We start from the raw sequence: 291 nt of genomic DNA, 5'->3' as shown, positions 1-291 counted from the left end.
AGCCGTGGTCTTCTGCGGTGTGGATTTGCGCGGTAAAACGGTCGTTGAAGCGCATCATCGCCGACGATTCACAAATATTGCCATCTTGGCCTCGTCGACCGATTGCTGAAATTTGCATCTCATCGAACACGCTCTCGCCAAATTGCTGCTGCGCAACAGAGTGAATCAGCGACATTGGATAACAACCCAAGTTGTACAGTGCGCCTTTACTCGCAGGGTTCACGAACTGGTCAATCGCAGCTACGTATGAACCTTGAATAGAGCGTACCTCACCGATCTCACCTGTCGCTA

The 291-nt window shown here is 51.2% G+C and carries 1 pseudogene; it reads right to left on the bottom strand.

From position 1 onward, the window contains the following. Positions 1-291, bottom strand: a pseudogene (locus FTW16_RS20650) (gfo/Idh/MocA family oxidoreductase); the annotation flags it as partial.

This window comes from Vibrio sp. T20 (genome assembly GCF_007858795.1).
GTDB lineage: Bacteria > Pseudomonadota > Gammaproteobacteria > Enterobacterales > Vibrionaceae > Vibrio > Vibrio satsumensis.
The sequence above is the reverse complement of the archived record's forward strand: the minus strand, read 5'-3'. Positions and strand labels throughout refer to the sequence as shown.